The 26177-nt window shown below is 69.0% G+C and carries 21 protein-coding genes; 11 read left to right on the forward strand and 10 right to left on the reverse strand.

The features are described from left to right. The first annotated feature begins 303 nt into the window (after positions 1-303). From Q8Q71_RS11975 to upp, 3 genes are read left to right on the forward strand one after another with little or no spacing between them, the layout of a single operon-like run. Positions 304-1557, forward strand: coding sequence for a GTP cyclohydrolase II (locus Q8Q71_RS11975; RefSeq protein WP_305759827.1), 1254 nt, complete (start codon positions 304-306; stop codon positions 1555-1557). Beyond that, positions 1544-2785, forward strand: coding sequence for a URC4/urg3 family protein (locus tag Q8Q71_RS11980; protein WP_305759828.1), 1242 nt, complete (start codon positions 1544-1546; stop codon positions 2783-2785). The genes Q8Q71_RS11975 and Q8Q71_RS11980 overlap by 14 nt, the downstream gene beginning before the upstream one ends. A 20-nt stretch (positions 2786-2805) precedes the next feature. Continuing rightward, complete coding sequence (gene upp / locus Q8Q71_RS11985) at positions 2806-3435, forward strand: uracil phosphoribosyltransferase (RefSeq protein ID WP_305759956.1); 630 nt, start codon at positions 2806-2808, stop codon at positions 3433-3435. 3 nt (positions 3436-3438) lie between these two features. Here the strand turns inward: upp and Q8Q71_RS11990 are convergent, their stop codons facing one another. The 4 genes from Q8Q71_RS11990 to Q8Q71_RS12005 all read right to left on the reverse strand — a co-directional run bounded on the left by Q8Q71_RS11990 (position 3439) and on the right by Q8Q71_RS12005 (position 10613). After that, a complete protein-coding gene (locus tag Q8Q71_RS11990) occupies positions 3439-7008 on the reverse strand; it encodes a M1 family aminopeptidase (RefSeq protein WP_305759829.1) in 3570 nt (1189 codons plus the stop codon). 10 nt (positions 7009-7018) lie between these two features. Then, positions 7019-7897 (reverse strand): ABC transporter ATP-binding protein, encoded by an 879-nt coding sequence (locus tag Q8Q71_RS11995; RefSeq protein ID WP_305759830.1) that lies wholly within the window; start codon positions 7895-7897, stop codon positions 7019-7021. Between the two features lie 64 nt (positions 7898-7961). After that, positions 7962-10094 (reverse strand): malate synthase G, encoded by a 2133-nt coding sequence (locus tag Q8Q71_RS12000; RefSeq protein WP_305759831.1) that lies wholly within the window; start codon positions 10092-10094, stop codon positions 7962-7964. Between the two features lie 66 nt (positions 10095-10160). Further along, on the reverse strand, positions 10161-10613 hold the full coding sequence (locus Q8Q71_RS12005; protein WP_305759832.1) for a hypothetical protein: 453 nt from the start codon (positions 10611-10613) through the stop codon (positions 10161-10163). Between the two features lie 376 nt (positions 10614-10989). On the opposite strand from Q8Q71_RS12005, the gene Q8Q71_RS12010 reads away from it, so the two are divergent. Continuing rightward, positions 10990-12492, forward strand: a complete 1503-nt coding sequence (locus tag Q8Q71_RS12010; protein WP_305759833.1) for a DEAD/DEAH box helicase — start codon at positions 10990-10992, stop codon at positions 12490-12492. 107 nt (positions 12493-12599) lie between these two features. On the opposite strand, the gene Q8Q71_RS12015 is transcribed toward Q8Q71_RS12010, so the two are convergent. Together Q8Q71_RS12015 and ctrA are read right to left on the reverse strand one after the other, a co-directional pair. After that, a complete protein-coding gene (locus Q8Q71_RS12015; protein WP_305759834.1) occupies positions 12600-14654 on the reverse strand; it encodes an alkaline phosphatase in 2055 nt (684 codons plus the stop codon). A gap of 191 nt (positions 14655-14845) precedes the next feature. Then, positions 14846-15559, reverse strand: a complete 714-nt coding sequence (gene ctrA, locus Q8Q71_RS12020; protein ID WP_305759835.1) for a response regulator transcription factor CtrA — start codon at positions 15557-15559, stop codon at positions 14846-14848. A 238-nt stretch (positions 15560-15797) separates the two neighbouring features. On the opposite strand from ctrA, the gene Q8Q71_RS12025 reads away from it, so the two are divergent. Continuing rightward, on the forward strand, positions 15798-16217 hold the full coding sequence (locus Q8Q71_RS12025; protein WP_305759836.1) for a chromosomal replication initiator DnaA: 420 nt from the start codon (positions 15798-15800) through the stop codon (positions 16215-16217). After that, a complete protein-coding gene (locus Q8Q71_RS12030) occupies positions 16214-16945 on the forward strand; it encodes a DUF6456 domain-containing protein (RefSeq protein ID WP_305759837.1) in 732 nt (243 codons plus the stop codon). The genes Q8Q71_RS12025 and Q8Q71_RS12030 overlap by 4 nt, the downstream gene beginning before the upstream one ends. Before the next feature lie 22 nt (positions 16946-16967). On the opposite strand, the gene Q8Q71_RS12035 is transcribed toward Q8Q71_RS12030, so the two are convergent. Further along, positions 16968-17393 (reverse strand): SufE family protein, encoded by a 426-nt coding sequence (locus Q8Q71_RS12035; RefSeq protein WP_305759838.1) that lies wholly within the window; start codon positions 17391-17393, stop codon positions 16968-16970. Between the two features lie 173 nt (positions 17394-17566). On the opposite strand from Q8Q71_RS12035, the gene Q8Q71_RS12040 reads away from it, so the two are divergent. After that, positions 17567-19264 (forward strand): HAMP domain-containing sensor histidine kinase, encoded by a 1698-nt coding sequence (locus Q8Q71_RS12040; RefSeq protein WP_305759839.1) that lies wholly within the window; start codon positions 17567-17569, stop codon positions 19262-19264. A gap of 15 nt (positions 19265-19279) precedes the next feature. Here the strand turns inward: Q8Q71_RS12040 and Q8Q71_RS12045 are convergent, their stop codons facing one another. Then, positions 19280-20722 (reverse strand): PAS domain-containing protein, encoded by a 1443-nt coding sequence (locus Q8Q71_RS12045; protein ID WP_305759840.1) that lies wholly within the window; start codon positions 20720-20722, stop codon positions 19280-19282. Positions 20723-20791: 69 nt separating this feature from the next. After that, positions 20792-21652 carry a hypothetical protein gene (locus tag Q8Q71_RS12050; protein ID WP_305759841.1) on the reverse strand — a complete coding sequence of 287 codons (861 nt, stop codon included), beginning with the start codon at positions 21650-21652 and terminating at the stop codon, positions 20792-20794. A gap of 56 nt (positions 21653-21708) precedes the next feature. On the opposite strand from Q8Q71_RS12050, the gene Q8Q71_RS12055 reads away from it, so the two are divergent. Together Q8Q71_RS12055 and Q8Q71_RS12060 are read left to right on the forward strand one after the other, a co-directional pair. Next, on the forward strand, positions 21709-22038 hold the full coding sequence (locus Q8Q71_RS12055; RefSeq protein WP_305759842.1) for a DUF1491 family protein: 330 nt from the start codon (positions 21709-21711) through the stop codon (positions 22036-22038). A gap of 148 nt (positions 22039-22186) precedes the next feature. Then, complete coding sequence (locus Q8Q71_RS12060; protein ID WP_305759843.1) at positions 22187-22567, forward strand: hypothetical protein; 381 nt, start codon at positions 22187-22189, stop codon at positions 22565-22567. A 27-nt stretch (positions 22568-22594) separates the two neighbouring features. Here Q8Q71_RS12060 and Q8Q71_RS12065 read toward each other — a convergent pair whose 3' ends face one another. Beyond that, positions 22595-22729 carry a hypothetical protein gene (locus Q8Q71_RS12065; RefSeq protein ID WP_305759844.1) on the reverse strand — a complete coding sequence of 45 codons (135 nt, stop codon included), beginning with the start codon at positions 22727-22729 and terminating at the stop codon, positions 22595-22597. 200 nt (positions 22730-22929) lie between these two features. Between Q8Q71_RS12065 and Q8Q71_RS12070 the strand changes: the two genes are divergently transcribed. Both Q8Q71_RS12070 and Q8Q71_RS12075 read left to right on the forward strand, forming a co-directional pair. Beyond that, the gene (locus tag Q8Q71_RS12070) at positions 22930-24504 is read left to right on the forward strand and encodes a lipopolysaccharide assembly protein LapB (protein ID WP_305759845.1); all 1575 of its coding nucleotides are present in this window, start codon (positions 22930-22932) and stop codon (positions 24502-24504) included. Between the two features lie 31 nt (positions 24505-24535). Beyond that, complete coding sequence (locus tag Q8Q71_RS12075; protein ID WP_305759846.1) at positions 24536-26167, forward strand: peptide chain release factor 3; 1632 nt, start codon at positions 24536-24538, stop codon at positions 26165-26167. Positions 26168-26177: the final 10 nt, after the last annotated feature.

The raw sequence follows: 26177 nt of genomic DNA on the forward strand, positions 1-26177 counted from the left end.
GATGGCCTCGTGTCCGCCCCGCGTCGCAGGCAGCAATGTCTGCGGCGGATGATCCGGCAAGGCTCGAATGTCAGGGCCGCCAGCCGGAGAGCGCGTGGAAAACGACCGCGCGGGGCTGTCTGTCTCGTCGAAACGGTAAAACATTCAAGCACCGGGCGAGGCCCGGCCGCCCCGCACCCTCCCCGCACCGCCGCGAAAGCAGGCGGCCAATGAGTCATGCCCACTGGACAGAACCCGCGACCGGGTGTGTCCTGACGAGTCCGGCTCAAAGAACAACAACAGGCCGGTTTCGAGTGAGGAAACATGTCCAATCGTCCGAGCCATATCCGGCTCAACTCCCACCCCGGCGCGGGGACCGTCAGCCGCTTCCCGGTCGAATGGGGCGCGGCCACCGCGAAGGAACGCGGCCCTGTCATCGGCACGGTGAACTCCGGCAGCGACCGCAACGCCATCGGCGCCCACGGCGGCGCCTATTCGGTCTATCGCGCCCTCGCCGTCTCCTCCGGCGCCATGGCCGCCAACAACCGGCCGGACCTGACCAACACCGCGCCGACCACGCCGATGGGCCCGTTCCCGCAGTGGACCGACGCCTCGAAGATCGTCTCCCTCGACCCCTGGGGCGCCCGTGTCGCCGAGGATTTCGCCGACCAGATCGCCGAGGGCGTCGACATCCGCCCCACCATCGCCGTCACCCGCGCCCGCCTGCAGCTGGGCGAGATCGGCGAGGCCATCGCCGCGGGCCGGCTCAAGGCTGACGGCCAGATCGTGCATGAGAGCGGCGACGTCGCCGTCACCAAGGCCGCCATCGATCCCGTCTGGTATCTGCCCGGCATCGCCGAACGCTTCGGCGTCACAGAGACCGCCCTGCGCCGCACCCTGTTCGAACAGACCGGCGGCATGTACGCCGACCTCGTCACCCGGCCCGACATCAAGGTCTTCCTGCCGCCGATCGGGGGCATCACCCTCTACATCTTCGGCGACCCGGCCGCGATCGCCGACCCGAAGCGCCGCCTGACCTGCCGGGTGCACGACGAGTGCAACGGCTCCGACGTCTTCGGCTCGGACATCTGCACCTGCCGTCCCTATCTGACCCACGGCATCGAGGAATGCATCCGCGAGGCCCAGGACGGCGGCGCCGGCCTGATCGCCTATAACCGCAAGGAGGGCCGGGCCCTCGGCGAGGTGACCAAATTCCTCGTCTACAACGCCCGCAAGCGCCAGCCGGGCGGCGACCAGGCCGCCACCTATTTCGAACGCACCGAATGCGTCGCCGGGGTCCAGGACGCCCGCTTCCAGCAGCTGATGCCCGACATCCTGCACTGGCTGGGGATCACGAAGATCGACCGCTTCGTCTCCATGTCCAACATGAAGCACGACGCCCTGACCGCCTCGGGCATCGAGATCGGCGAGCGGGTGCCCATACCCGACTATCTGGTGCCGCCCGACGCCTCGGTGGAGATGGAGGCCAAGAAGGCCGCCGGCTATTTCACCCCCGACGCACCGCCGTCGGCCGAGGACCTGACCCGCGTGGTGGGCCGCGACCTTGAGCAGTTCTGAAACGCAGCAGGCCCACGGCCTGCTCAACGCCGCCGCGGTCCGCGAACGGGCGCATGAGATGCTGGCCATCGGCGTCGCCGGCGGCCTCGAACACTGGACCGTCGATCTCGACCGCCTGCCGGAGACGGCGCGCTTCGTCGCCGCCGTGATCCGCGACCAGTATCCCACCCTGGCCGTGCCCTTCCACGCCCGCTGGCGCCATTTCGCCGTCGACGGGGTCGACCTTTGGGGCCCCGCCGCGGAGGATCGCGACTGGCTCGACCCCGCCTCCCGCGCCCGGGCCGAGTTCGATCTGGCCATCGTCTCCGTCCTGCTCGACGCGGGAGCCGGACCGGACTGGTCCTACAAGGACCGGCAGACCGGCCGCACCCTGACCCGTTCCGAAGGTCTGGCCATCGCCTCCCTGCGCATGTTCGAGGCCGGCGCCTTCTCCATCACCGAGGACGATCCCTGGCGGGTCGACGCCGTGGCCCTGACCTTCCTCACCGCCGCCGATCTGGCGAAGGGCTTCCAGGTCGCCGACAAGAATCCGTTGGTCGGTCTCGACGGCCGCGCCGCCCTGCTGCGCCGGCTGGGACAGGCCTGCCTCACTCAGCCCGACCTGTTCGCGCTGGAGGACGAGCCCCGGCCCGGCGGCCTGTTCGACGCCATGGTCGACCGAGCCGACGATCAGGACCGCCTGCCCGCCCCCGTCATCCTCGAGGTCCTGCTCGAGGCCCTCGGCCCCGTCTGGCGCGACCGCCCGACCCGCGGCGGCGTCGACCTCGGCGACTGCTGGACCCACCCGGCGATGAAGCGCGCCGACGCCACGGACGGCCTCGTGCCGATCCACAAGCTGTCGCAGTGGCTCAGCTATTCGCTGGTCGAACCCCTGCAAACGGCGGGCGTCGAAGTGACCGATCTCGACGGCCTGACGGGCCTGGCCGAATACCGCAACGGCGGCCTGTTCATGGATCTCGGCGTCCTGACGCTGAAGGACCCCGCCGACGCCGGAAAGCCGTGGCCCGTCTCCGACCCGCTGGTGGTCGGCTGGCGCGCCATGACCGTGGCCCTGCTGGACCGGATCGCGCCCCTGGTCCGCGCCGAGCTGGGCGTCACCGCCGCCGACATGCCGCTGGCCAGCGTGCTGGAGGGCGGCACCTGGGCCGCCGGCCGCCGCGCCGCCGCCGAACGCAGACCGGGCGGCGGACCGCCCCTGACCATTCTCTCCGACGGGACCGTATTCTGATGCCGGCCAGGCCTTTCAAGATGGACGGCGTCACCGTCGTCACCCACCCGCTGGTCGCTCACAAGCTCAGCATCATGCGGGCGAAGGACACCTCCACCGCCCGCTTCCGCCAGCTGCTTCGCGAGATCTCGACCCTGCTCTGCTACGAGGTCACCCGCGACCTGCCGCTGGAGGACTATGCCGTCGAAACCCCGGTCGGCCCGACTGTCGGGCGGCGCATCGCCGGCAAGAAGATGGTCTTCGTCCCCATCCTGCGCGCCGGCCTCGGCCTCGTCGACGGCATGCTGGAGCTGGTGCCGTCCGCCCGCGTCGGCCACATCGGCCTGTACCGCGAGCCGGTGACCCTCGACGCGGTCGAATACTATTTCCGCGCGCCCGAGGACGTCGCCGAACGCCTGTGCGTGGTCATCGACCCCATGCTGGCCACCGGCAACACCGCCGCCGCCGCCATCGAACGGCTGAAAGAGCGCGGCGTGACCAACCTCCGCTTCGTCTGCCTCGTCGCCTCGCCCGAGGGGCTGGAGCGCCTGCGCGGCTGGCACCCGGACGTCCCCATCTGGACCGCCGCCGTCGACGACCGCCTCAACGACCACGGCTACATCGTTCCGGGCCTGGGCGACGCCGGGGACCGGCTGTTCGGGACGCGGTAGGCCTCAGCCCACCGGCCGCACATTGTCGTCCGAGTTGCGGTCGATCCATTTGTTGTACGGATCGACCCCGGCGAATTCCGGCTCCCGCGTGGTGATGAAGCGCAGGGTCTGCACCCCTGAGCGGATCGGCCGCCGCTCCAGCAGGACCACGTCGTCCTCGTCGAAGGCGCCCTTGCCCGGCTCGGCGGCGAAGACGCCGACGTCGAAGACCTCGTTCAGCGGCGCCGCGGTCTCGACCCCCTCGCCGTCCGCATACAGTTTGCGGGCGTCGACCGTGACCGTCACGTCCCAGCGGCCGTCGGCCCGACGCGCGGCCGTCACCCCGGTGGTCTTGACGTCGTACAGGGTGATCTTCTCGAACAGGTCGGTGATCAGCGCCTGCTTGTCGGCCGGAGCCTCGGCCCGGATCGCCGCGATCAGGTCCAGCGAGCGTGGATAGGGGGCGCCCTTGAAGGCATACTGCGCCAGCACCCGCCGCAGGGCGCGGTTGACCGCGTCCTCGCCGATCTGGTCGCGCAGCAGATACATGACCAGCCCGCCCTTCTGGTAGTGGATGTAGCCCTGGTTCTCGACCCGCATGAGCGGGAGCTCCTCCAGCCGCTCGGTCCCGCGGGCGCGCAGATAGCGGTCCAGCTCCAGCTTCAGGAAGCGCCGGATCTGGTCCCTGCCGTACATCTTCTCCATGACCATCAGGGCCGAGTACTGGGCGAGGGTCTCTGACAGGGCGGTCATGCCCTGCTGGTTCGAGCCGACCACCTGGTGGGCCCACCACTGGTGCCCGAACTCGTGGGCGCCGATGTAGGTGACGTAGTCGATCCTGGCCGGATCGCTGAGGTCGGCGATGAAGCCGAGCCCTTCCGACCAGGCGAAGGTGTTCGGATAGGACTGGGCGTAGCTCCCGTAGGGGAACTCCACGATCCGGGCCTGCCGGAACTGGTACGGGCTGAAATTGGTCTGGAAATAGTCCAGCGATGCTTCCAGGCCGTCCAGCATCCGCGGCACGTTCCGGGCGTGGGCCGGGTCGTGGAAGACCACCATCTCCACGCCGTTGTGGAGCCGCGCCGTCCGCTCATAGCGGGCCGATTGAACCGAAAAGAAATTCAGCACCGGCGACTCGGTGACGAACCGGCTGGTGCGGCGATCGCCGGCCACCACGTCGGAGACCATCTGTCCCGGCGCGACCACGGTCTGGTCGGCCTCGGTGGTCACGGTGATGTCGGCCGTGACCCAGTCGGCCCCGATATAGTTGCGGGCGCGGGCGGATTCGTCCTCCAGCCTGGCCGGACGCAGCTCGGCCGGCAGGCCCAGCTTGCGCCGCTTGCTGCGATCGGTCAGCAGCCCCTGACGATCCATGCCGATCCTCGGGGCGAACTCGAAATTGTTCACGAAGCTGCCGTTGTCGACCAGTCGGGTGGTGTTGCCGCTGGCCTTGAAGCCACGTTGCTCCAGCACCGTCTCGAAGGTCACGTTGCGCCGCTCGCCCGGCTGCATCGGCGCGGCGAAGCGGTAGATGCGGTACTCGAAATCCTCCCACTCGCGGGCGATGCTCGCGCCCTCGACGGTCAGGCGGACCATCTCCAGATCGTCCCCCCAGCGCAGATGGACCTCGGGCAGCGGCGCGCCGGTGTTGTTGACGAGGACATAGGAGCCCCGCGTGGTCAGCTTCGGTTGACGCGGGCGCAGATCCATGACCAGCCGCACGTCCGCCACCGAGGGCTGGGGCGTGATCTCGTAGCGCAGCAGCGCCTTCTCATAGGCCGCCTGCTCCTTCTCCTGCGCCTCCTGCGTCCGGTATTCGTTCCAGACGTTGGTGTTCATGTAGATGAAGACGCCCAGGCCGACGAAGGCCGCCAGGGCCGCGCCGCCGATCAGGCCCGCGGGGCCCGCGAGGCGATGCGGCAACCGCTTCAGACGCGGCCACAGACGCTGCTCCGTCCCCCGCCGCCACAGGCCGTAGGCCAGCACCAGCAGGATCACCGCGAAGGCGGTCCAGTAGCCATCGAACCACGCCGCGAAGCCGGCGAAGTCGCCCCGACCGTTCATGTCCGACAGCGGCATGCCTACGCCGCCGCTGTACTGGTACAGCGGGTGGTCGAGGCCAAGGTTGTTCATGACGATCGTCGAGATCACATAGACGACCATGATCGCCCAGCCGACGAACTTGTTGGGCGACAGGGCCTGGATGAAGATCGCGAGCACGGCCAGCTGGAGGAAGCCCAGCGACTGGGGGATCACGTACCAGACGAGGTATTTTCCCAGTTCATAGTCGGTGTGTCCCTTGATCGTCTGGGTCACCACGCCCGCCAGGACGCCGATCAGCAGGGTCGAGATAAGAACCAGCGCCAGCGCCAGGGTCTTGGGGACCAGAAAGGTCCAGTCCGGCGTGGACGAGGCGTCGACGATCTCGTGCATCTTGCGGTCGCGATCGCGCCAGACCAGTTCGCCCGAGTAATAGATGGCGATCACCATCGAGATCAGGCCGAAGGTGCCCGTCAGGCCGGTGATCACCACCCGTGTCACGAGCAGGATCGGCGCGCCGTAGATTTCGCCGGTGAAGAGCAGGAAGGAGACGGCGAAGGCCATGGCCAGCAGCACCAGCACCACATAGGCCGGGCTCTTGAACACGAGCGCGGTCTCGAACAGGGCCCGGGACCACAGCTGGGTCAGGCCACTGCTGAAGCCGTAGCCGGGCTTCGGCAGGGCTCCGACGGGCGTGACGATCATGTCCTTTTCGACCAGAGCCTTGAGGCGCTCCTGCTTCTTCAGCTTGGCTCCGCGCGGCGACGGCCGGTACAACAGATAGGCCGAGGCCAGCAGCAGGGCGCCGACGGCGGTCCAGATCACCCGGTTCCACAACAAGACGTCGACCAGGGGCGCGTTGAGCGTGTTCCGCTCGGCGCCGGTCCAGTATTTGGTGACGAGGCGGTAGGCGCCCGCGCCGAACGGTTCGGCCCAGGCCATGGCTGTCTCGAACTCCGGACGCGATCCCAGCACTCCGTCCGCGGCCAGATAGAGGATCAACACCCCGACCACGCCGATGTACGTCGCCATCATCGACCGGGTGACGGTGGCCAGCATGAAGAACAGGGCCGAGGTCAGGAACAGGCCGCTCAGGCCGAACACGCCATAGGCGTAGGCGTAGTCGCCGAGCCGCAGCGGCCCGAGCGTCTCGGGATCGACCCAGGGCATGAAGGTGCCCAGCAGGGTGCCGAGGGCGATGCTGAGGTAACAGAGGGCCACGGCCGCGAAGGCGCCGAAGAACCGGCCGTACAGATAGGCGCCCTTGGTGATCCGGGTGGACAGGATCATCGGCCCGAAGCCGGTCTGTGTGTCCCGAGCCACGACGTTCGCCACGATCGCGGTCGTCGCCAGCATGAAGAAGACGTTGAAGACGATGTGCGCGCTGGTCAGGGCGAAGGGGGCGTTCTTGTTGACAATCCCCCCGGAGCCGATCTGCACGTTCGGACTGGCGACCGCGCCGAAAGCCAGCAGGCCGAAGACGATGGCGATGACCCAGAAGGCCGGCTGGCGCAGCTGGTAGCGGAATTCGAAACTGGCGATCTTGGCGAACATGATCCGTCCCTCAGGCCGCGCGGCGCGAGGCGTTGACGGTGGCCAGATAGACATCCTCCAGCCCGCCCGGCGCACGCTCGAAGCCGTCGCCCGGATTGGTGTCGGACAGGACGTGGATCACGGTGCGACCCGCGAACAGCCGGGTCGAGATGACGTTGCGGCTGGCCTGTTGGGCCGCCAGATCGGCCTTGTCGATGGTCTTGCGCCAGACCCTGCCCTCGAGCGCGTGGGTCAGTTCGACGGGCGATCCCTCCAGCTGGATCTTGCCGCCCGCCAGCACGGCCATGCGCGGACACAGGTCGGTGACGTCCTCGACGATGTGTGTCGACAGGATGACGACGACGTTCTCGCCCACCTCGGCCAGCAGGTTCAGGAAGCGGTTGCGCTCCTCGGGATCCAGCCCGGCGGTCGGCTCGTCGACGATGATCAGCTGGGGGTTGCCGATCAGGGCCTGGGCGATGCCGAAGCGCTGGCGCATGCCGCCCGAGAAGCCGGCCAGGGCCTTGCCGCGCACCGGCCAGAGATTGACCTGGTGCAGCAGGGCCTCGACCGTCGCCTTGCGGTCCTTGCCGTTGGAGATGCCCTTCAGCACCGCCATGTGATCCAGCATGTCGTAGGCCGAGACGCGCGGATAGACGCCGAAATCCTGGGGCAGATAGCCCAGCACGCGGCGCAGCTTTTCCGGGTCCTTGATCACGTCGATGTCGCCGAAGCGGATCGAGCCGGAGGTCGGGGTCTGCAGGGTGGCGATCGAGCGCATCAGCGTCGACTTGCCCGCGCCGTTGGGACCCAGCAGGCCGAACATCCCCTTGGGAATGGCCAGGCTGACATCGTCCAGCGCCCGCGTGCCGTTGCCGTAGACATGGGTCAGGTTTTCGATCGTCAGCATGGGCCCCTCCATAAAGTAAAGGAACCTTGTCATCCTCCCGGATGGCGCGCAAGTTACGGTTCGTTCAGGTTGGAGCGTCCGTTCGTGGCCGGTCCCGTTCCTTCACCCGTCGCCTGAAGGCGTGCAAGAGCGGTTCGGTGTAGCCGTTCGGCTGAGCCACGCCGTCGAACACCAGGGCGCGCGCGGCCTGGAAGGCCAGGCTGCCGGCGGGATTCGCGGCCATGGGCCGATAGAGCGGATCCGCGGCGTTCTGGACGTCGACCTTCGCCGCCATCCGCAGCAGCGCCGCATCCGCCTGTGCGGCGCTGCAGACGCCGTGCAGCAGCCAGTTGGCCATATGCTGGGACGAGATGCGCAGGGTGGCGCGGTCCTCCATCAGGCCCACGTCGTGGATGTCCGGCACCTTGGAGCAGCCCACGCCCTGGTCGATCCAGCGCACGACATAGCCGAGCAGGCCCTGGGCGTTGTTGTCCAGCTCCTCCGCGACCTCGCCCTCCGACCAGTTCACGCCGCCGGCCAGCGGCGGGGTCAGGAGATCATCCAGTCCGGGCGTCGGCCGCGCCGCGATCGCGCCGCGCAGGGCGAAGACGTCGGTCTGGTGATAGTGCAGCGCATGCAGGGTCGCCGCCGTCGGGCTGGGGACCCAGGCGGTGTTGGCCCCGGTCGTCGGATGGGCCGCCTTCTGCGCCAGCATCTCGGCCATGCGGTCGGGCGCGGCCCACATACCCTTGCCGATCTGTGCCTTGCCGGACAGGCCGCAGGCCAGGCCGATGGCGACATTGCGGGCCTCATAGGCGGCGATCCAGGCGGACGTCTTCATGTCGCCCTTGCGCACCACCGGACCGGCCTGCATCGCCGTGTGGATCTCGTCGCCGGTGCGGTCGAGGAAGCCGGTGTTGATGAAGACGATCCGGTCCTTCACCGCATGGATGCAGGCCGCCAGATTGGCCGAGGTGCGGCGCTCCTCGTCCATCACCCCGACCTTGACCGTGTGCCGCGCCAGACCCAGCAGGTCCTCGACCGCGTCGAACAGGGCGTCGGTGAAGGCGCACTCCTCGGGCCCATGCATCTTGGGTTTGACGATGTAGATCGAGCCGGCCCGGCTGTTGCGGAACCGCCCCCGCCCCTTCAGGTCATGCATCGCGACCAGGGAGGTGACGATGGCGTCCAGCATCCCCTCGGGCGCATCCGAGCCGTCCGGCAACCGGACGGCGGGCGTAGTCATCAGGTGGCCCACGTTGCGCACGAACAGCAACGACCGGCCCGGCAGGGTCACGGTCGATCCGTCGGGCGCGGTGAACTCACGGTCGGGCGCGAGGGACCGCGTCATCGATTTCCCGCCCTTGTCGAACGTGTCGCTGAGATCGCCCTTCATCAGGCCCAGCCAGTTGCGGTAGGCGGCCGTCTTGTCGGCGGCGTCCACGGCCGCGACCGAGTCCTCCAGATCGACGATGGTGCTGAGGGCCGATTCCAGCACGACGTCGGAAATCCCGGCGGGGTCGGACGCGCCGATCGGATGGTCCGTATCGAAAACGACTTCGATGTGCAGGCCATTGTGCCGGAACAGCCGCGATCGTCCGCCCTGGCCGACATACTGACCGGGGTCGCGGATCGCGATGCCCCGGTGCGGATCCGTCAGATCGGCCCATGACCCTTCGGCGAGCGGGACGGCCTCGTCGAGGAAGGCCTTGGCGCGCGCCACCACCCGTGACCCACGCGCGGGGTCATACGGTCCCGGCGGCGGCAGGTCGCCCAGCGCATCGGTGCCGTACAGGGCATCGTACAGGCTGCCCCAGCGTGCGTTGGCGGCGTTGAGCACGAAGCGGGCGTTGAGGCTCGGCACGACCAGCTGGGGCCCGGCCAGGGTCGCGACCTCGGCGTCGACGTCGCGCGTGCCGATGGCGAAGGGCGCGGGCTCGTCCGCCAGATAGCCGATCTCGCGCAGGAAGGCGGTCGCGGCGGGAACGTCATACGGTTGACCGCGATGCTGCGCATGCCAGGCGTCGATCCGCGCCTGAAGATCGTCGCGGACGGCCAACAGCCGACGGTTCGCGGGCGTGAAGCGGGTGAAGATGTCCGCCACCCCGGTCCAGAAGACCCCGGCGTCCAGCCCCAGCCCGGGCAGGACTTCGCTCTCGAGGAAGGCCGCCAGGGCGGATGAAACCGTCAGCGTTGAACGAAGAACGGCGTCGGACATGGGGCGGGCTCCGGGCTATTGCATCGCAACATTGGCCCGGCGCCCCTGGGGAAGTCGAGAGCTTGTTCAGTCGGTCGCGGCCGCGGCTTCCGGCGCGGACGGCTGAACCGCCGCCTGGGCCAGTTGCTGATCACAGTTTCGCCCCGCGTACAGGCCGTTCAGATAGTACCACCGCTGTTGCGCCACGAGCCGTTCGGCCTCGCGCCGTTCACGATCCCGGCGGGCCATGGCGCCCATCGCATTGCCCAGAAGCCCCATGCCGGGGATCGCCCGCCCGGCTCCGGATACGATCGCGCCCTGGATCGCGACGCTGGTCGCGGCGCTGATCGCCTGTTCGCTGCCGAAGACCCCGCCCTCGGGCGCTCCCCCGAGGACCTGCGCCAGTTGACCGGCCCCCTCGACGATCTGGGGACAGGTCAGGCTGGCGTCGCCCAGTTGAATGACCTGTCCCTGCTGGGCCAGGGCGGGCCCGGCAGCCGCCATGGCCCCCGTCGCCGCCAGAATCATGAGTGTACGCATCGTGCCCTCCCTTGTTTGGGTGCCGCGGTCGCGGTCCGGCTCGAATTAGGCGGTTGCGCGTCCCTCCTCTGCTGACGATCCCTGATTTCGCATGAGGCGCCGCCTTGACTTGGCCCTATTGAGCGCCCACTTACGCTGCGTCGCACAATTGCGATGCCCCGGTGCGCTCCAGCGCGTGTGGGTCTTCAGAAGACGAAGACCTGACTGTAGCAGCGGCCGGCCCTCAAGATTCATTCGCTGCCCGGACACGCGGGGCGGCGCCCGATCCACCCCGAAGGCCTCATCCAGAGGCCCGTCGGGACTGGCGGTGCGCGGCCTTTTCGGCGTTGAGCCATGGCTGTTGCGCGTCGCCGCATACGCGAAAGACATCCGCTCCATGAGCAAGACATTCGACACCTTCGGCCTGAACCCGGCCCTGCTGCAGGCGCTGGCCTCCGAGGGCTACACCACGCCCACCCCGATCCAGGCCCAGGCCATCCCCGACGTCATGCTGGGCAAGGACCTGCTGGGCATCGCCCAGACCGGCACCGGCAAGACCGCCGCCTTCGCCCTGCCGATCCTGCATCGCCTGGCCGCCAACCGCGTGGCTCCGAAGCCGCGCACGGCGCGCGTCCTGATCCTGTCGCCGACCCGCGAACTGGCCAGCCAGATCGCCGAAAGCTTCAAGACCTACGGCCGCCACCTCGGCTTCAAGGTCGCCGTCGTCTTCGGCGGCGTGAAATACGGCCCGCAGGAACGCGCCATCCAGGCCGGTCTCGACGTGCTGGTCGCCACGCCCGGCCGCCTGCTGGACCACATGCAGCAGAAGACCCTGGACCTGTCCTGCACGGAAATCTTCGTCCTCGACGAGGCCGACCAGATGCTGGACCTCGGCTTCGTCAAGCCGATCCGCCAGATCGTCAGCCGCATCCCGGCCATGCGCCAGAACCTGTTCTTCTCGGCCACCATGCCGACCGAGATCGGCAAGCTGGCGGGCGAACTGCTCAAGGATCCGGTCAAGGTCTCGGTCACGCCCCAGGCCACCACGGTCCAGCGCATCAGCCAGTCGATCATCCACATCGAACAGGGCCGCAAGCGCGCCTTGCTGACCGAGATGTTCGCCGATCCGCACTACACGCGCTGCCTGGTCTTCACCAAGACCAAGCACGGCGCCGACAAGGTCGCGGCCTATCTGGAAGCCGGCGGCGTCGAAGCCGGCGCCATCCACGGCAACAAGAGCCAGCCCCAGCGTGAACGCACCCTGGCCGCCTTCAAGGCCGGCAAGCTGCGCGTTCTGGTCGCCACCGACATCGCCGCCCGCGGCATCGACGTCGACGGCGTCTCGCACGTTCTGAACTTCGAGCTGCCCTATGTGCCGGAAGCCTATGTGCACCGCATCGGCCGGACAGCCCGCGCCGGCGCCGACGGCACGGCCATCAGCTTCGTGGCCGGCGACGAGATGAAGCTGCTGCGCGACATCGAGAAGGTCACGCGCCAGAAGATCCCCTCGACCGACCGCCGCAACGACAAGTCCCTGGCCCTGCTCGACCAGTCGATCATGGCCTCGGGCGTCAAGTCCAAAGCCTCGATGCCCGACGACGGCCGCGGCGACCGCCAGCAGCAGCGCGGCCCGCGCAACCCGCGCCGCGACGGCGTCAAGCTGGAAGGCGGCGGGCAACCGCACCGCGTCCGCAAGGCCGGCCCGGGCCGCGACGCCCGTCCGATCCCCGAGCGCGCCTTCGACCCGCTGGCCCGCGAGCGTCCACGCAACAGCAACAACGATCCGCGCCACACCTCGGCGCCGGCCACGGCCTCGGCCAAGCCCGACGGCGAGATCAAGCGCCGCCCGCGCCGCCGGCGTCCGTCGAACGGCGGCCAAGGCTACGCCGCCAAGGGCTGATCCTCACGGCTGAACAGTCAAAAGCGCCCGCCGGAGCGATCCGGCGGGCGTTTTCGCATCTGCGGGTCACGGTCCGCGTCCGACCCGAGACGGACGCGATCCGCTTTTCAGATCGCCAGCCCCGGGTCGCCCTCGAGGACTTCCTGCCTCAGCTCGGGACGCTCGCCCGGCTGCCACAGCGAGACGCGGTGCGCCACGCGGTAGACCAGCGGCCCGCCGTCTTCGGTCTCGCTTCGCTCGTGCGGAATGGGAATACAGACGAACTCGGTTTCAAGTTCGTCGGCCGAGGCCCGCACCGTCGTATAGCCGTGACCCGCGAAGTCCATGAAGCGGAGATGCGGCGCCAGCTCCGGATTGCGCGCGGCGCGCGCCTGGGCGGGATCTCCCGTCTCATGCAGGGCCAGGGTGGACTGGACGCCGTGCATCAGGGTCATGCCAAAGGCGCACTCCGCCGTGCCGTCCAGCCTGTCGCGAAGGTAGAAGGGCCGCAGGGGGCGCTCCCTGGAGGCGAGCTGCTGGACCTCGGCGAAGGTCTGGGACGAGATCGAACCGGTCACGAACTCGACCCCGACGGGATCAAACGCCAGTGGCGGCAGGGTCTTGCTGGGATAGCCGGCCCAAAACGCGTGTTTGTCGCCGGCCACGATGGTGAAACCCGTGATCCCTTCCCCGCGGATCATGTCGAAGATCTCGGCGTGTTCGACCCTGTAGCCGCCGCCTTGCATGATCCCGTACCCGGCGCCGGTCGGCCACCGGTCCGCGAACGCCGGGGGCAGGTTCTGGGGATCGGTGCGCCCGGTCAGCGTGCCGAACGAATGGCCCCAGATCTTCCAGGGCGCCCGGGCGGCGCGCAGGCGGTCCTTGAACCAGGCCATCTGTTCGAGGCCGAGATACGCCTCCGGTGGCGCGTCCACGTTCGGATTGGGGAAGTCGGCCCCGCCGACGCGGATCATGGCCGGCGGAGAGCCGCTCCCATGGTCCCGGCCCTCGTCGAGTATCGCGTACATGTCTTCGGGAATGGCGCCGCCGAATTTGAGGTCGGGATGACCGCTGTAGCTGCCCCCGGGCGATCCGTAAGAGCGGTTGTCCGTCAGGATCATGTCGACGTTTTTGCCATACCGGAACGCCCGCTGGATCTGCAGCGCCTTGATGGCCGCAAGGTTGTTGGGCTCCAGCCCCGTGCCACGCGCGTCGAGCTCGGCCAGAAGCATGTTCTCCACCGCCGGCGCCTCGAACACGTCGCCGCTTCCCGGCTTGCGCACCCGCGCGGGCTGGTACTCGTACCAGGCCTGGCTGGCCGCGACCTTCAAGGTTTGGGCCGGACTGATCTCGCCGTTGAGGATCCGCTGGCTCTGATAGGAGCGCCAGTTGAATTCGTGGTTGTCCCACACCGGAACGAACGGCCATCGGGCCCGGGCGTCCTGCAGATCCGGATCGAGGAGATAGCCGCGGTAGGCCGTCCGGTAGTCCTCCAGATCCGCCGGGATGTGGAAGGTCTCCACCTTTTCGCCGGTCGGATAACGCACGATGTCGCGCAGCCGCCGACCCCGCTCGACCCCGCCCGGCCGCTCCTCGGCGTACCAGACCAGTTCGTAGATGAAATCGCCGAGATGCAGGACGAATCCCAGTTGGTCCTCCCGGGGCCGGCGCACGTCTTCGTACAACATGCGCCGGTAGGCGTTCAGGGCGCCCTGGGTGACGTCCTGACAGCTGACGAAGGCGAACTTCACCGCCCGATCGTCGTCGTCCGCCGGCGCGGTCAGGGTCCGGCCGATCCGGCTCGTGTTCCCTTGCTCGTCGACAAAGCGATACCAGTGTTCCCGCGCGGGACTCAGCCCGGCGGCCAGAAAGCGGCAGGTCCAGTCTGTCGCCGCCGTGACCGCGACGTCGCCGCGCGCGACCATGTTCGCGAATCCGGGATCGCGGGCGACCTCGACCGTCAGCCGGTGCGCGGCGCGGTCGCTGTCGGGCGCACGCCGCGTCCACAGGATCACGCTGTCCGCGCGGGGATCGCCGGAGGCGACGCCCTGCGGAAAGAGGTCGCGGCGTTCGCGGCGTGCGACAGTCCCCGGATGGGCGGAGGCCGGTCCGAACGCGAGCGCCGCGCCCAGAGCCGCAGCTTGGGCGGCGAAGGCTCGCCGCGACAGCGCAGATTTGTCCACGGTCCGCGCCCCTCCCGACGTGATGCTTCCCGTCGAAGAGCTGCGGGAAGGATGGAAGGCTGACGGACGACGTCCGGCCTGAGGCCGCAAGTTAACTTTCGTTCAGGAGGGCGGCGTCAGGGACCGGAGCGCCCAACAAAACGCCCGCCGGATCACTCCGACGGGCGTCTGCATATTCGGTGGTCCGTCGATCAGGCGGCGGCGCTGGACGGGTTCGAGATGGTGCTTTCGGCCGGGTCGCGCAGCACATAGCCGCGGCCCCAGACGGTCTCGATGTAATGCTTGCCGCCGGCGGCCGTGGCGAGCTTCTTGCGCAGCTTGCAGATGAAGACGTCGATGATCTTCAGCTCGGGCTCGTCCATGCCGCCGTACAGGTGGTTGAGGAACATTTCCTTGGTCAGGGTGGTGCCCTTGCGGAGCGAGAGCAGCTCCAGCATCTGGTATTCCTTGCCCGTCAGATGGACGCGGTGACCGTTCACCTCGACCGTCTTGCCGTCCAGGTTCACGGCGATCTCGCCGGTGTGGATGATGGCCTGGGCATGCCCCTTGGAGCGGCGGACCACGGCGTGGGTGCGCGCGATCAGCTCGTCCTTGTGGAAGGGCTTGGTCATGTAGTCGTCGGCGCCGCCGCCGAAGGTCTTGACCTTGGTCTCGATCTCCGACGAACCCGACAGGATCATCACCGGCGTATTGACCTTGCCGACGCGCAGCTGACGCAGAACCTCGAGACCGTTCATGTCGGGCAGGTTCAGATCGAGCAGGATCAGGTCGTAGTCATAGATCTTGCCGAGATCGATGCCTTCTTCGCCCAGGTCCGTCGTGTAGACATTGAAGCCTTCCGACTTCAACATCAGCTCGATGCTCTGCGCGGTCGCATGATCGTCTTCGATAAGCAGAACGCGCATTGATGCCCCTCCAGGCAAAGCTTGACAGTTGGGTCCGGCATCCGAAGCCGGGTAACCTTGTTCGAGAGTTAACCGAGTAAAAACTTAAGAAAGGTTAACGGAGCCTCGTTGAACCGAATCGTAGGCTGATTTGCGAATCGGCGTCGAGAGTCCCGAGTCAAGCGGACGCGTTTTTCTGGCCTGCCCCCAACGCCGCCCCGGAAACGCCCGCCCCTGCGACCAAATTCGACGTAACAGGATGATATTCCTATCCCTCGCGACGCCGGAACAGCCGGCGCTGCTGGATGACGGAGCTTGGGACATGGATGAAACGTGGCGCCCGCCGGCGGCGGATGCGGACCGGATCCGCGCGAGCCTGGCGATTCAGCTGGTGGCGACGGCCACGGGGGTCCCGGCCGAGCGGATCCGGGAGCGCGCCCGCCTCGGAGGGTCGGCCTGCCGGGCTCGGCGGCTGGCCATGTACCTGGCCCATGTCGCCTTCGGCTGGCCGCTCGAACGGGTAGGCTGCGCCTTCGGCCTGAACCGGGCGACGGCGGCGGCGGCCTGCCGCTGGGCCGAGGACGGTCGCGACCAGCCCTCGCTGGACGCGATGCTGGACCGGCTGGAGCGGTGCGTGAAAGAGGTGCTGGAGGCGCCGGCCTGCGAGTTGCCGGCATGAGCGGGGCGGGCGAGAGCGGGCGCGGTTCGCTGACGCGGACGCGACGGCTGCTGGCTCGCGGCGGCTGGATCGAGCCTGTCGCGAACGGCTACGCCGTGAGGGCGGGCGGCGACCGCCGCGGACGCGTGCTGTCGACCCTGGACGAGGCGGACTTCCGCCGGTTGATCGCCGAGCCAGGCCTGAGGGTTCGTCAGGGCGGCGGCTGGGCCGCGGCGCGGTCGCCGGTCGCCGGACGGGCGGACCGGCCCCCGCCGGGCCGGCCCGGCGTGATCGACGGCGAGCGCACGGTGATGCAGGACGACGGAAGCCCCGTGCTTCGTCGCGCCAACCTGGGTCATTCCGCCATCGCCTGGCTGGCGCATCGGCCGGGGGCGGACGGGCGGCCGTGGCTGGATGCAGCCGAAGTGGCGGCGGCGACCCGGCTGGGACTCGACGCTGAAATGGCCGCGCGCGGCCCGTCGCTCACCCTGCGATGGGACGCCCTGCCACGTGGGGGCGGCGGCCCGGCGGGCCGGGTCGAGCCCGGCGAAGCGGCCCTTGCCGCGGCGGAGCGGGTGAGGTTGGCGCTGGCCGCCTGCGGGGCGGCGGGTCCCATGGTCGAGGCGATCTGCATCCGCGCCTCGGCCCTGCAGGCGGCGGAACGGGACCTGGGCCTGCGCCGGCGCGACGGCAAGCGGCTGCTCAAGGCGGGCCTGGCGGCCCTCACCGCCCACTACCGCATGGGCTGAGCGCGAAGGTATCCCGGAGGGCTCAGGAGGCGGCCATGGCCGCTTCCCTGATGCGACCGACCATGGCGTTCAGGCCGTTGGCGCGTTGACGGGTCAGGGCGGATGGCAGGCCGAGGCGGTCCAGGGCGGCCCGGGCGTCGAAGGCCAGGATTTCGGCCGGCGTTCGGCCCGAGTAGAGGCGCAGCAGCAAGGCGATGTTGCCCTTCGACAGGGCGCTGTCGCTGTCGGCCCGAAAGTCCAGCCGGTCGCCCTCGCGCCGGACAGCCAGCCAGACCTGGGCGGCGCAGCCGGATACCTTGTTGGCCTCGACGCGATCCGCATCGGCCAGCGGAGCCAGATCCCGGCCCAGTTCGATGACGTATTCGATCCGGCCTTCCCAGTCTCCGAGCAGATCGAACTCCTCGACCAGTTCGGCCAGAACGTCGTCGATGGAGGGGGCGTCAATCATGGGCGGCAGATAGGCCCGACCGGCGTTAACGACAACCATCCGTCTGTCCCCGGAAATCGGTCCGGCGGCGCTTTCGGCCAGTCGCCTGAAACGCGTGCGGGCTTTGGACGACTCACCCGCGCGGCTAGGCTGGCGGGCCGGCGGCGTTTTGACCGGCGCGCAAAACCCCACCCTTGATCCAGCCCGTCCGCCCCGACCCGAAACCCATAGCCGACGCCGCGGCGAGCGATCGCCCGGCGCTGGCCGCTTGGCATGCCGGCTGGGCCGTGGCCGCGGCGCTGCTGGCGCTGGGCGGGCGATGGATGGGCGGCGTCGACGGCCCGGTCTTCTACGGCGTCCTGGCCATGGTCGTGCCGGGGCTGACCGGTCTGGGCCTGCTGCGACGCGACGGCGCGGCGGAGCGGATGACGCTGCTGGGGGTCTGGGGTCTCGCGGCCCTGCTGACGGCGTCGCTGTCGGGCGGCCTCACCGGTCCGTTGGCGGGTTTTGTCTTCCTGCCCCTGGCGGCGGGGATCGCCCTGGGCGGCCCGCGGCCGGTGCAGGCTGCCGCGCTGGCGGTCGGCCTGGCCGCCCTCGCCGGACTGTTCTCGGCCTGGCTGGCCCCGCCGGCCTCGCACCTGCCGGGCCTGGCGGCCATCTCGGCCCTGCTGACGGCGGGGGCGGCGGCCCTGGCGGTGCGGCTCTCGTGGCGTCAGCGTGAAATCCGGCTGGCCGCGGCCGAGGGCGAGACGGCGCGGCTCGAAACCCTGCTGGCGGCCCAGCCCGGACTGACCCTTGTCCTCGAACCCTCGGGCCGGGTCGTGGCGGCCTATGGCGCGCCGCCGGCGGCCCTGCCGGTCGATCCCCTGTTCGAGCACGGGCTGGTGGCCGCCGTACACGCGCCGGACCGCCCCCGCCTGCTGGACGCCATCGAACGGGCCCTGGCCGGTCAGGACGGCGCAGCCCTCTTCGCCCCCCGCGCGGCGCTGGACCGCCGGGTGCAACTGATCCTGCGGCGGCTGGACGATCCGGCCCCGGTTCCCGGCCCCCCTCGCCTGATCGCCCAGGCCTTCGACGCCACCGCCCAGTACGCGCGGGAACTGGGCCTCGAGATCGCCCGCCAGGAAGCCGAGACGCGCGAGGCCGGCAAGACCCGCTTCCTGGCCAATATGAGCCACGAGCTGCGCACCCCCCTGAACGCCGTCCTCGGCTTCTCGGACATCATGCGCCAACGCATTTTCGGCCCCCTGCCCGACCGCTACGGCGAATACGCGGAGAACATCCACCAGGCCGGCGGCCATCTGCTGGACCTGATCAACGACGTGCTGGACGTCACCAAGATCGAGGCCGAACGCTATGCGCTAACGTTGGAGCGGTTCGACGCCCGGGAAGTGGTTTCGGCGGCCATGGCGCTGGTGCGGGTCAACGCCGACGACAAGCGCGTCAGCCTGTCCGGCGTCCTCGGCAACGACCCGGTCGAGGTCTCCGCCGACAAGCGAGCGTTGAAGCAGATCGCCCTGAACCTGTTGTCCAACGCGGTCAAATTCACGCCCCCGGGGGGCGCGGTCACCGTGACGGTCGAGGCCATCGGCCCCTATCTGGAGATCGTCGTCGCCGACACCGGCGTCGGCATCGCGCCCGAGGATGTCCGCCGCCTCGGCCGGCCGTTCGAACAGGCCGGCGAGATCGAACAGCGCCGACAGGGCACGGGTCTCGGCCTGTCCCTGGTTCGCGCCTTCGCCGAACTGCATGGCGGCCGGATGAGCATCGACTCGACCCTGGGCGAGGGCACGGCCGTCACCGTGCGCCTGCCCGTGGCCATGGTGGCCCGCGCGCCCGCCCCGGAGGGCGGCGCCGAGATCATCCGGATGCCGGTGAAGAGCGGAGGGTAGAGTCCGGGATCGCCGTTATTCTGCGGCGAGACGGGGCGCCTGCTCCAGTCCGGTCGCCGGCGCCTCTATGCGGCACGCCAGGCCTTCGGGCCGGAATTCCATCGACACCCGGCCGCCGATCTCGCTGGCGAGGGCGCGTTCCAGCATCTGGGCGCCGAATCCCCGCCGGACAGGCGCGGTCACCGGCGGCCCCCCGCGCTCGCGCCATTCCAGATCCAGCCGATCTTCGGCGAGCGTCCAGGCGATGCGAATCCGCCCCTCGGGAATGGACAGGGCGCCGTATTTGACCGCATTGGTGCAGAGCTCGTGCAGGGCCATGGCCAGCGACACGGCGGTCTGCGGAGACAGCTGCACGAACGGACCCTGGAGGTCGAAGCGGCCCTCGGGCGAACAATGCGGCGCGACGACACGCAGGATCAGATCGTCCAGGGGAGCGCCCCGCCAGCTTCTGACCGTCAGCAGGTCGTGGGCGGCGGCCAACGATTGCAGGCGCGCCTCATAGGCCCGCAGCGCCTGCGGCGAAGTCTCGCCGCGCAGGGTCAGATGAGCCAGGGACTGGACCACGGCCAGGGTGTTCTTCACCCGGTGATTGAGTTCGTTGATCAGCAGTTGCTGGCGCTCGTCGGCGCGTTTGCGCTCCGAAATGTCCACCAGCATGTTGACGCCGCCGACCAGTTCGCCGTCGGCGTCGAAAAGGGGCGTGGCGTAGGGCAGGAAGGGACGCTTCAGGCCGTCCGGCCGCTCTGCGACGGCCTCATGCTGGCCCAGGCTTGGAGTGCGGGACCGGAGCGCCATGGCCATGGGGCACTGGTCGTGCGGCAGGGGCGTTCCGTCGGGCCAGGCCAGCTTCCAGCTGACGCACCAGCTGTCGCTGCCGAGGTCGGGCACGCGGCCCGAAAACTCGACGGCGGCGCGGTTATAGTAGGTGATCCGTCCGTCGCGGTCGGTGGTGTAGACGGCGGCGGGCATGGCATCGAGGATCGTCCGCAACCGGCGCTCGCTCTCCTCGAGCGCCTCCTCGTGGCGTCGCTCCCCGGTGATGTCCCGGGTGATGGCGAGCTGGCCGACCTCGCCGCCGGGCAGGCGGATCGGCGCCGCCCGGGTCTCCATCGTGCGCCGCCGTCCGTTCAGGCCGACGATGTCGAACCTCCAGTTCAGACGTTCGCCCGCGCAGACCCGACGGTGGTTCTCGAGCCACAGCGGACGATCTCCCTCGGCGATCAGATCGAAGGCGCAGACGCCCGCGACATCCTCGAACGCGGCGCCGCCGACCATGTCCACGCCCGCGTGGTTCATCAGCAGAAGGGCGCCGTCGGGGGCGACGACCTTGATGCATTCCGGCGTGGTGTCGATCACGCTGCGCAGGAATGCATGGTTCCCGCCCGCGGCCGCTTCGAGAGCCTCCAGGGTCGTTCCGCCGATGGCGTCTCGCTTGGACGACAGGGTGCTGACATTCATGAAGCAGTAGTTCCGGGGACGCCCAACGGCGAAAACGCCCCGATTTTCATCGGGTTCCACTTCGGCTCGCTACAGTGTGCCCATGGCCAGGAAAGCCCGTCCGGCGGCGAAATCCCCGGCCTCGAACGAAGCCGTGGCCACGCTCCCGTCGCGGAAATGGAATTCGACGGCGAAGGTCTCGCGCGGGTCCAGCCGCTCCAGAGCGGCGGCTGCCGAGGCGGGGAAGCGCCAGGCCTCGCCGGTGCGGCGCCCCTCGGCCAGCAGGGTCGGATCCGCCGCACTGACCCCGGTGGCCCAAAGGCTGGCGCGGGCCGAAACCGGGACGAGACCATCGCCGGCCAACCAGGGACGCGGAACCCGGACCGGGTCGCGCAGAACAATTCGCGCCGCGTACGGACGCGACCGGCCGACGAAACTGACCACCGCGGTCAAGCCCGGCGCGTCGCCCTTGCCGGCATAACCGAACGCCACCGGAGAGGCTCCGACCACGGACATCTGCTGTAGCCGCCAGTTGGCGTCAGTCGAACGGACCCGATTGGCGGTCCATGGCTGGCGCGCACCGGGGAAGACCATGCGCGGCGTCCGCAACCAGCCCGAAAAGGCGCCGTCGACACGGGTCCGCACAATGGCCAGCTGCGGATCGGTGCAGGACACGCCGCGGGCCCGGGCGCGGGCGCGGGCGGCGGCGGCGGCCAGATCAGCCTCGGCCGCGCCCGAGCGCAGGGCCGCTCCGCGGGCCTGGGCCGTGGCTGCATTCAGGGCCGCGTCGATCCGCGGCGCGAACAGGTCGCAGCGGGCGTCGGCGGCGATCACGAAGGCGCGCTCATAATAGGTCTCGGCGGGACCGGCCCACGCCGCACCGGGCAGGCACAGGGCCGCCGCGGCGAGCAGGACGGCTTTGGTCTTCGAGGCGGTCTGGCCTATCGTCATGGGCCGCACCTTACGCATCACGCGTTCCGGTCCGGTTTCCGAGCAGGGTTATCGAAATGCTTCTGTCGAGCGACCTGTGGGTGTCCGCCCTGATCCGCCGCGCCGAGCTCGGCGGGGCCTTCGCGACGGTGGCGCGCAAGGGCGACGCACGGGCGGGGACCGTGATCGTCAAGGCCTTCGACACCTCCACCCGACGCGCCAGACTCTACAGCGAGGCGTTCGGCCCTGACGGCGAACGGCTGTGGGTGCAGCCGGTGGAGAGCGAATTCGAAAGCGAGCTCGACGCCTACATCCAGCGCCAGGCCGGCTACGATCCGGATATCTGGGTGGTTGAGATAGAGGACCGCGAGGGCCGGCACTTCATCACCGAGAAGGTCGCCGACTGATCCCGACGGGTATGGAAACCGACGGGTTAACGCCGCCGCCGGCGGTGCGAATTGCTTAACCGCGTTCGGGAACGGAACCGCAAGCGCGTTGGCCTAGGGTGACCTTCAACGGGCCGGGAACGAGCCCGGCGATGGTGGGTGTTGCTCGATGCTCTTTCTTCTCAACGACGTTGTGTTCGACCTGGACGAGGCCTCTCCGGTCACGCCCGGCGACGCGCGCCGGTTCGAGAACCTTGAGCTGGACTATGTGCTGGAACTGGGCTGCGAACTGTTCGCCGAGGATCCGCTGCTGCACCTCAACGACCCGCAAAGGGCGCGCCGCCTGGCCTGGCTGATCCACGACCGCTCGCCGGACGTGAACGCCGCCCTGTTCGCCGCTCCCGCCGCCGGTTGCGACCCCGATCTGGTCGAACCCCAATTCTGCGCCTTGCCGGACGCCGTGATGCGCCAGCTGAAGAACCGCGCGGCCCGCGGCCAGCTCAACGCCGTCACCGCCGATCGCGCGGTGTGGATGCGCCTGGCGGCGTGACGCCCGCTGGCCTCCCGACCGAGGCCTCTAGACCAGCACGTTGAACACGATGTGCACGATCATCGCGCCCAGCACGATGACGCCGAAGCCGACGATCAGGCTGAGGGCGGGATGCGGGCCGTGGTGATGCGGTGGGGGGGCGCCGGGGTGAAACAGGGCCATGGCCGTTCCTTGCGTTTCCAAGGCGGCGCCCGATTGCGTGACCGGGTCGTCTCGCCGGAACGGACGATGACTCCAATGGCCCCGGGTGGCTAGGGGTTATTCGGAGTCCATGAAGATTGTTGTCGGAGCGACACCGCGCCCCGGTTTGCCTTGACGCACAACGCCTGCGATTGTCCCCTCGTGGGTGTGGGGGCTCGAGGATGTTGACGAGACTGATCGCCGCCGCGACGTTCAGCGTCGTGGTGGCCCTCGGGGTGCTGGCCGCGCCGCGCGAGGCGCATGCGGACTGGCTGCGCGCCGAAAGCGAACGCTTCATCGTCTATAGCGACGGCAGCGAACGCTCCCTGCGCGACTATGTGCGCAAGCTGGAGACTTTCGACCGGGTCATGCGGTTCCGATCGGGATTCCGGATCGCGGACGCCCCGCTTCGCAAGCTCCCGATCTACCTCGTCGGATCCCGCGCCGGTCTGCAGCGCGTGTATCCTCAAGCCCAGGAGAATGTGGTCGGAACCTATTTCCCGACGGAAGAGGACATCTTCGCCGTCGCCATTCGTGGAGAGAACGACGAGGTTCTCCTGCACGAATACGCCCACCATTTCATGCTGGGAAACATGCCAGGCGCCTATCCCGGGTGGTTCGTCGAGGGGTTCGCCGAATACTATATGACCGCCAATATCGAGGGTGATCGGATCGAGATCGGCGGCTACAGCGAGAATCGCGCCTACTGGCTGGTCAACAGCACATGGATCCCGCTCGAGACACTTCTGAGTTCACGGCCGGCCGCCGTGAGGCGCGGCAGCCATCGCGATACCTACTATCCCGTCGCCTGGCTGCTGACCCACTGGTTCTTCAGCAACGACCAGAGGATGGTCCAGTTGAACGCCTATCTGGCTGATGTCGCCGCCGGCGGCGATCCTGTCGAAGCCATGGAGCGGGCGACAGGCCTGTCCATGGCCGAGCTGCGAACCACTCTGCGTCGTTACATGGGCCAGCGGTTGGCCGGCCACGTGATCACCGCCAATTTCCCGGACCCCGAGATCACGGTCACCCGTCTTCCCAGGGCGGCGAACGACCTCCTGCTCCTCAACCAACGCCTGAAGGTCGGGGTCCCGGACGAGGATCGGGCCGCCCTGGGCCAGGAAACCCTGCGCCTCGCCGCCCGCCATGGGGACGACCCTCTGGCGCTTCTGGCTGCCGGTCACGCCGGCATGCATTTCGGCGACAGACCGGCCGGCGAACTGGCGCTCAAACGCTTGCTGGAGCTGGAGCCGGACAATGTCGAGGCGTTGCAGTTCCTGGCGCAGGAACGGCTTCGACAGGCGCGTGACAGCGAGGACGAGGCCGGCGAGCGGGCCCTGTCTCGCGAGGCGCAAGGCTATCTGGCGCGCGCCTACGCAGCCGCGGACAACGATTACCGTACGCTGATGCTGCTCGGTGAATTGCGAAGCGCCCAGCCCAGCTATCCGAACGACAATGATCTGCTTACCCTCGGCCTGGCGTTCGACCGGGCGCCGCAGCTGGCCGGCGTCCGGCTGAACTACGCCGCGGCCCTGGCCGGGAGGGATGAAACCGAAGAGGCGATCGCCGTCCTCGGCCCCCTCGCCAACAACCCCCACGGCGGAGGCGCCGCAGAGGTGGCCGAAGAGATGATCGCGGCCCTGAAAGCCGGAGAGGCGCCGCCGCCGTCTCCGGAAAGCACCGGCGGGACCGGGATCGTCCAGCCCGCACCGGATCCCGCCCCGCCGGAATCAGCGCCCGAGCCCGCGGACGAGTGACTTTCGGCGCACGGCGGGGTAGTCGCCCGCCATGTCGAAACTGACCCTGCCCGAAGAAGCCGCCCGACGGCGGACCTTCGCCATCATCGCGCACCCCGACGCCGGCAAGACCACGCTGACCGAGCACATCCTGCTGGCCGGCGGGGCCATCCGCGCGGCCGGGGCCGTGCGCGCACGCGGCGAGAACCGGCGCACCCAGTCCGACTGGATGAAGATCGAGAAGGAGCGCGGCATTTCCGTCAGCGCCTCGGTCATGACGTTCGAACACGACGGCAAGATGTTCAACCTGCTCGACACGCCCGGGCACGAGGACTTTTCGGAAGACACCTACCGCACCCTGACCGCCGCCGACTGCGCCATCATGGTGCTGGACGCCGCCAAGGGCATCGAGCCGCAGACGCTGAAGCTGTTCGAGGTCTGCCGCCTGCGCGACATCCCGATCATCACCTTCATCAACAAGCTGGACCGCGAGGCCCAGGACCCCATGGCCCTGCTGGACGAGATAGCCTCGCGCCTCCAGCTGGACCCGGCCCCGATCTGGTGGCCGGCGCAGAGCGGCAACCGCCTGCGCGGCATGGTCGAGATGGGCACGGGACGCTTCCAGCCCTACGCCCGCAAGCCCGCCGGCGCCGCCGAGGACGTGCCCCATCCCGAGGCCCTGCCCCTGACCGAGGCCGCGCAATATTTCGAGGCCGGCGAACACGAGGCCCTGCTGGAGGCGCAGGAACTGGTCGAGGGCGGCTATCCGGCCTTCGACCGCCAGTCCTTCCTCGAGGGCCATATGACCCCCGTGCTGTGGGGCTCGGCCCTGCGCCATTTCGGCATCGACGAACTGCTGGCCGCGATCGGCGAATGGGCCCCGCCGCCCAAGACGATGAAGGCGCACAAGGCCGCCCCCGCCGGAACCCGCAACGCCGCCGAACCGGTCCCCCTCACGGTCGCCCCGGGCGAGGCCGAGGTCACCGGCTTCGTCTTCAAGGTCCAGGCCAATATGGACCCCAACCACCGCGACCGCATCGCCATGTTCCGCATGGCCTCGGGCAAGTTCCAGCGCGGCATGAAGCTGAAGGTCCAGAACACCGGCAAACAGCTGTCGGTCAACGCCCCGATCATGTTCTTCGCCAGCGACCGCGAACTGGCCGAGGACGCCTATGCCGGCGACGTCATCGGCATCCCCAACCACGGCGTCCTGCGCGTCGGCGACAGCCTGTCCGATAGCGGCCTGATCCGCTTCGCCGGCCTGCCCAATTTCGCGCCGGAAATCCTCCAGCGCGTCCGGGTCAAGGATCCGCTCAAGGCCAAGCATCTGAAGAAGGCGCTGGACGGTCTGGCCGAGGAGGGCGTCACCCAGCTGTTCCGCCCCGAGATGGGCAGCGACTTCATCGTCGGCGCCGTCGGCCAGCTGCAGTTCGAGGTCATGGCCGACCGTCTGGGCGAGGAATACGGGCTGGAGGTCATCTTCGAACCCTCGCCCTGGGCCGAGGCCCGCTGGATCGGCGGGACCAAGGCCGACCTCGAGGACTTCATGGGCAAATACCGCGGCCAGATGGCCCGCGACATCGACGACGACCCGGTCTTCCTCGCCAAGTCCAGCTGGGAGACCGGCTATGTCATGGAGCGCTTCCCGCAGGTGGCCTTCACGAAGACGAAGGAGCGGGGCTGACGGCTGGACA

The sequence above is a fragment of the Brevundimonas sp. genome (assembly GCF_030704825.1).
Lineage (GTDB): Bacteria > Pseudomonadota > Alphaproteobacteria > Caulobacterales > Caulobacteraceae > Brevundimonas.